4 protein-coding genes and 3 pseudogenes are annotated in these 5,666 nt (G+C 61.7%); 5 read left to right on the top strand and 2 right to left on the bottom strand.

Features of this window, described 5'->3' with window-relative positions:
- From HV773_RS36235 to HV773_RS36220, 4 genes and pseudogenes are all read left to right on the top strand, one after another.
- The coding region (locus HV773_RS36235; RefSeq protein WP_175198519.1) for a dihydroneopterin aldolase at window positions 1–421 on the top strand (421 nt) is incomplete at its 5' end.
- On the top strand, window positions 418–1,305 hold the full coding sequence (gene purU / locus HV773_RS36230; protein ID WP_175198518.1) for a formyltetrahydrofolate deformylase: 888 nt from the start codon (window positions 418–420) through the stop codon (window positions 1,303–1,305). The genes HV773_RS36235 and purU, both read left to right, overlap by 4 nt.
- A 121-nt stretch (window positions 1,306–1,426) precedes the next feature.
- A pseudogene (locus tag HV773_RS36225) lies at window positions 1,427–2,666 on the top strand (YbfB/YjiJ family MFS transporter).
- Between the two features lie 342 nt (window positions 2,667–3,008).
- The gene (locus tag HV773_RS36220; protein WP_246282656.1) at window positions 3,009–4,373 is read left to right on the top strand and encodes an MFS transporter; all 1,365 of its coding nucleotides are present in this window, start codon (window positions 3,009–3,011) and stop codon (window positions 4,371–4,373) included.
- 255 nt (window positions 4,374–4,628) lie between these two features.
- On the opposite strand, the pseudogene HV773_RS36215 reads toward HV773_RS36220, so the two are convergent.
- Window positions 4,629–4,837 (bottom strand): annotated as a pseudogene (locus tag HV773_RS36215) (DDE-type integrase/transposase/recombinase); the annotation flags it as partial.
- Between HV773_RS36215 and HV773_RS36210 the strand changes: the two are divergent.
- Window positions 4,821–4,988, top strand: a pseudogene (locus HV773_RS36210) (IS6 family transposase); the annotation flags it as partial. The pseudogenes HV773_RS36215 and HV773_RS36210 sit on opposite strands and share 17 nt — an antisense overlap.
- A 59-nt stretch (window positions 4,989–5,047) precedes the next feature.
- Here HV773_RS36210 and HV773_RS36205 read toward each other — a convergent pair.
- A partial coding sequence (locus HV773_RS36205) for an MFS transporter (protein ID WP_175198517.1) occupies window positions 5,048–5,666 on the bottom strand: 619 nt, incomplete at its 5' end.

Below are 5,666 nucleotides of genomic sequence, written 5' to 3'. Positions count from 1 at the left end.
CGTCGAGGGCCTGAGCGTGCCGGCGCGCATCGGCATTCATCCGCACGAGCATGGCCAGCCTCAGCCGCTCGTGATCGATGCGCAGCTCGGCTATCGCTCGATGCCGAAAGAGGAGAGCGACTGGATCGACTACGAGAGCTATTGCGCGCGCATCGCCGAATTTCTCGCGAAGAAGTCGCATACGCGGCTACTCGAAACGCTGGTGGCCGATATTGCGGCGCTCTCGCTTCGCGAGTGGCCCGCGCTCGATACGCTCACGATCGAAGTGCACAAGCCGAAGATTCGGCCCGGCACGCGGCGTATTGGCGTGTCGCTCGACTGGACGCGCGCCGATTATCTGCGGTGGGCGGCCTGCGAGCGTGACGGATACGGGAAAAACACGGCACATATCCGATGTGCCAATGACGGGGAGCATTCATGAACGGGTCTTCTGCTGACGTGGCCGACAGCACGTGCCGCTTTATCTTGAACGTGACCTGCGCCAGTGCGCAGGGCCAGGTGGCTGCCGTCGTCGGCTTTCTCGACGGGTTTGGCTGCTATATCGACGAATTTTCCGTTTTCGACGATCCGCAGACCGCCCGCTTTTTCGTGCGATGCGAGTTTCATGCTCCTGTGCCGAGGCTGCTGGACCGCGAGACGCTATCGGAAGGCTTTGCGCCGCTTGCGCGCCGGCACGCTTTCGAGTGGGCCATTTTCGACGCGCGCGTGAAGCCGAAGGTGCTGATTCTCGTCTCGAAGCTGGATCATTGCCTGGTGGATCTGCTGCATCGCTGGCGCATCAATGAATTGCCGATCGACATTGCGGGCGTGGTGTCTAATCATCGCGATCTCGAGCCCATGGTCCGGTCTCACGGGATCGAGTTTCACCATCTTCCCTTGACGCCCGAAACAAAATCCGTTCAGGAGCAGGCGCTCGTCTCGCTGATCGAGCGCACGGGCACCGAACTGGTCGTGCTCGCCCGCTACATGCAGGTCTTGAGCTCCGGGCTGTGTGCACGTCTCGCCGGCCGGGCGATCAACATCCACCATTCGTTCCTGCCTGGCTTCAAGGGCGCGCGGCCGTATCATCAGGCGTACACGCGCGGGGTGAAGCTGATCGGGGCCACCGCGCACTTCATAACCGGGGACCTCGATGAAGGCCCGATCATCGAGCAGGTGGTGGAGCGGGTGGATCATACTTACACACCCGAGCGGCTGCTCGCGGCGGGCCGCGACATGGAGCGCGCCGCGCTCGCCCGGGCCGTGCAGGGCTTCGTAGAGCGGCGCGTCTTTATCCACGAGGGGCGTACGGTCGTTTTGCGCTAGCGACTCGATACGCGGCAATTTCTGGCACTATCGCGGACGGTGCGAGCGATCAGCGGGTATTCCGGCGCCAGGTCTGCAAGGCGCACGATCGCGCAACAGGCATACGGAGAATGCGAGCGCGATGGAGGCGAATACCCTCGGCACGGCTGGCGACCATAGCAAGCCGGAACCGGCGCATAGCGAGGATGGTGAGTCTCTTGCGCCGCTGTGGCTGGCTGTGCGCCTGTCGCTGGGCAGTGCGATGGCCCTTGGTTTCGTGCGCTTTTCCTACGCGCTGTTGCTACCGGCGATGAAGGCCGACTTGGGATGGAGCTTCGCCCAGGCCGGTGCGATGAACACGGCCAATGCGGCGGGCTATCTGATTGGCGCGGCCATGTTCCCCTGGTTCGCCCGCCATCGCTCACCCAGCGCGCTGTTCGTTGCGGGTGCCTATGCGGTGATCGTGCTGATGGCGTTGTGCGGCCTCGTGTCCGACACCTCCATGCTGCTCGCGCAGCGGCTCGTGGCCGGTGTTCGTCTTTATCAGTGGCGGCGTTCTGGCGGCCCGGCTCGCGACGGCCGCACCGCGACGCGGTGGACTGATCCTGGGTCTCTATTACGGCGGGACTGGGTACGGCATTGTGGTGTCGTCCATTCTCGTGCCGGTCACGATGTGTTCCGTGCCGCACGGATGGCAGTCTGCATGGTTCGCGCTGGCCGCCGCGTGTGCGGTTTGCACGTTGTTCTCGCGCGGCGCCGCCCGCAGCATCGATGCTCCGGGCGCGGCTATCGCGAGCGCACCAGGAGGCGCGGTCAGGCAGTGGACCACGTGGCAGCGCTACGGTCTTGCGCTTGGCGGATACGGCCTCTTTGGCGTCGGGTATATTGGCTACATGACGTTCATTGTTGCGCTGCTGCGCAGCGAGGACATGAGCCAGGGCGTCGTTTCCGCGTTCTATATCGCGTTGGGCGTCGCAACGATCGCATCGGCGCGAATCTGGTCGCGTTTTCTCGACCACGCTTGCGGGGGGCTCGCGCTGGCGACGTTCAATGCGCTGCTGGGCCTCGCGACGCTCATGCCGGCTCTGTTCGCCCATCCCGTCGCGGCTGCCATTTCGGGCGTGATCTTCGGCTCTACATTTCTCTCAGCGGTCGCCTCGACCACGGCATTCGTCCGACACAATCTTCCGTCCGACGAATGGACTTGTGGCATCAGCGCCTTCACGATCGTGTTCGCGGTCGGCCAGATCGCCGGGCCGATCGCGATCGGCTGGGTGTCCGACAACGTAAGCCTCACGCGCGGGCTCGTCTATTCCTCCGCAGTCCTGCTCGTTGGGGCACTGCTGGCAGCGTGCCAGCGTCCCCTCGATCGCCACGCCTGATTTTTCTTATCGCTCGCCCGAGCGATAAGCGCTGGACCCTTCCCGACTCCTGCCCTTAACTGTGTGCATGCACGGGCAATGTCGCGTTCGCAGCACATTGCCCGTGCCTGTGTCTGCGCGACGCCCTCTTCGAGGTGGCAGCAAAGCCTCCAGGCGGTGTTTACCCTCGATGTCGAATGGAGAAAGTCGCTTGTCCGATAAAGATATATTCCATTGGCTGCAGCTTCTACCATTGCCTTGAACCCACGCAATTCGCAGCGTTCGATGGTGCCGGGAGCGGTAACAATCGAACTGGTTTCCGGATTACGTCAGGGCTAACCAGCAGCACATATGGAGACTTGGATGAGTACCAGAAAAGCAATGCCGGGCGGCCTGGTGGCGGCCAGCGAGTGGAAGCAGGGTGAAGGCGTGGTCGGCCACAATGATAGCCGGGCTGATGCGGGGCTCTTGAAACGGGCTGCACTGGCGAGTTTCATCGGCAACTTTGTCGAGTGGTTCGATTATGCCTCGTACGGTTATCTGGCGACCATCATTGCGGTGATGTTCTTTCCGAAGAGCGACTCGATGACAGGCCTGCTCGCGGCCTACGGCGTATTCGCGGTTTCGTTCGTCGTGCGGCCGCTGGGCGGCGTAGTCTGGGGGCATTTCGGCGACCGGCACGGGCGCCGGGCGGCGCTGTCGCTGTCGATTCTGATCATGTCGTGTTCGACCTTCCTGATCGCGTTCCTGCCCACCTACGCCCACGTCGGTATGATTGCACCCGCATTGCTGCTGCTGGTGCGCGTCGTGCAGGGTTTTTCGGCCTCTGGCGAATATGCGGGTGCGTCTGCATTTCTCGCGGAATTCGCCCCCCCGGGCAAGCGCGGCGTGTACACGAGCATTGTGCCGGCGAGCACGGCTGCCGGACTGCTGTTCGGTTCGGTGTTCGTCGCCGTAATGCACGCGGTGCTTTCCACGCAGCAACTGCATGATTTCGGCTGGCGTTTGCCGTTCCTGCTCGCGGCACCATTCGGGCTGGTCGGGCGCTACATCCGCCTGAAACTTGAAGACACACCGAAGTTCAAGGCGCTCGAAGGAGCGCACGACGTGGCGAAGGCACCTGTGACGGAACTGCTGACCCGCCATCGCGGCAAGATGCTCATCGCGTTTGGCGTGACCTGCCTGAACGCCGTGGCGTTCTATCTGGTGCTGAGCTACATGCCGACCTACCTGTCGACGGAACTGGGCATGAGCGAAACCGCGTCGTTCGTGGCCGCGACCATCTCGCTCGCTGCGTACATTGGTTTGATTTTTCTGATGGGTGCGCTGTCCGATCGCGTCGGCCGCAAGACGATGCTGATCGGTGCATCGATATTGTTCGTATTGCTTACGGTTCCGCTCTTCAAGGGGCTGGCCGGTGCGAGCTTCGCGACCATCGTGATGATCCAGATTGCCTTCGGCGCGTTGCTCACGCTGAACGATGGCACCTTGCCATGCTTTCTGTCCGAGATATTCCCGACACGGGTGCGCTACAGCGGCTTCGCCTTCTGCTTCAATGCCGCAAATGCGCTGTTTGGCGGCACCGCACCGCTAGTCGCCACGTGGCTGATCGCGACGACCGGCAGCAAGCTTGCGCCCGCGTGGTACCTGGTGGGCGCTGCAGGCGTCGCGCTCATTGCGATGCTGGCAAGCAGCGAGACATCGCGATCCCCATTGGCCGATGATTGATGACGCACGATGCGCACTGCGTTCCCGAAATAGTAGACAGGGCTGTTTATTCTCTGCGCCTGCAACCATCTGCAACTGTATAATCGCTTCAAACATGGCGGCCAGTTGACAGAATCAAAAGTGAGAATTGAAGCGCTTGCGTTGAATACGCGCGCCGCATAAGGGAAAATACGCAACCCATCCTCGTTCCGCTCGACGCGCGGTTCTGGTGCAAATAGGTAAGCCGGTTGAGAGGTTTCCTATAGGCACGATACCTTATCGAGCGGACAGGACAGCATCCATACGTTGGGCGCAGCGGCACTCTTGAGGCCTCGCTTCGCGAGATCGAACTGTCCCTTGCGAATGCGGTGCGCCAACTCGATGCATGAAATCGTGGTCGCGGCGCTCCGGAACCGTTTGAGACCGAGCATCACATTCGCTCTGGGTTTGATGTGGCGATGGTCCTGTTCGATCAAGCGACGAACGCGGCCTATGCTCGGATTCAAGACTTTTCATTGTGCCAGGATCCTTCTGGCCGGCATCGAACTGATGCGCATGATCGTGAAAGGACAGATGAGGCTCGCTCGCGGAGTCCATCTGTCCGCTGCTGATCAATTCTACAACCTCACAATATAAGCAGTACTTCGCATATCGATCTCACTTGCCCCTCGATCCTTACCGCGACAAAACCCAATTTATTGTCGTGCGACGCCCAAGATCGACGCGCGCTTGATTTCGGAGATGTAGATGAGGATGAGCGAGACCCACACCACGCCGTAGAGCAGCATGAAGCAGCTCGAGCGGATCTTGAGCAGATCGAGCAGCACGCCGAACAGGATCGGCAACAGGAAGCCGCCCAGCCCGCCCGCGAGGCCGACCACGCCAGTCACCACGCCCATATTGGTGGGGAAGTCGTCGGCAACGTACTTGAAGGTCGAGGCCATCCCGAACGCCAGCACGCCACCCAGCACGAACGTGAGCGCGACGAAGCCCGCGAGCGGCATGCTGATGTGCAGCGTTTCGGTGCCGTCGATGGTGTGAATCACGAAGTCCGTGGCCGGGTACGAGAGGATGAACAGGCAGATCCACGCGACCCACAAGCCCCACCACGTGACGCTGTGCGCGCCGAACTTGTCGGCGAGCACGCCGCCCACGGCGCGCAACACCGACCCCGGCAGCGAGAAGCCTGCTGCGAACGCGGACGCCATCACAATCGACATCCCGTACTCGGCCTTCAGATATTGAGGAATCCACAGCGAAAGCGCCGTGAATCCGCCGAACGTAATCGAGTAGTACTGGCACAGACGCCAGACG

The organism is Paraburkholderia caffeinitolerans, from assembly GCF_902859945.1.
GTDB classification, from domain to species: Bacteria; Pseudomonadota; Gammaproteobacteria; order Burkholderiales; family Burkholderiaceae; genus Paraburkholderia; species Paraburkholderia caffeinitolerans.
The sequence above is the reverse complement of the archived record's forward strand: the minus strand, read 5'-3'. Positions and strand labels throughout refer to the sequence as shown.

What these genes read in the sequence shown, in the direction of transcription:
- HV773_RS36220 (WP_246282656.1), top strand. Translation starts at nt 3,009, where the DNA reads ATGAGTACCAGAAAAGCAATGCCGGGCGGCCTGGTGGCGGCCAGCGAG.
- purU (WP_175198518.1), top strand. Translation starts at nt 418, where the DNA reads ATGAACGGGTCTTCTGCTGACGTGGCCGACAGCACGTGCCGCTTTATC.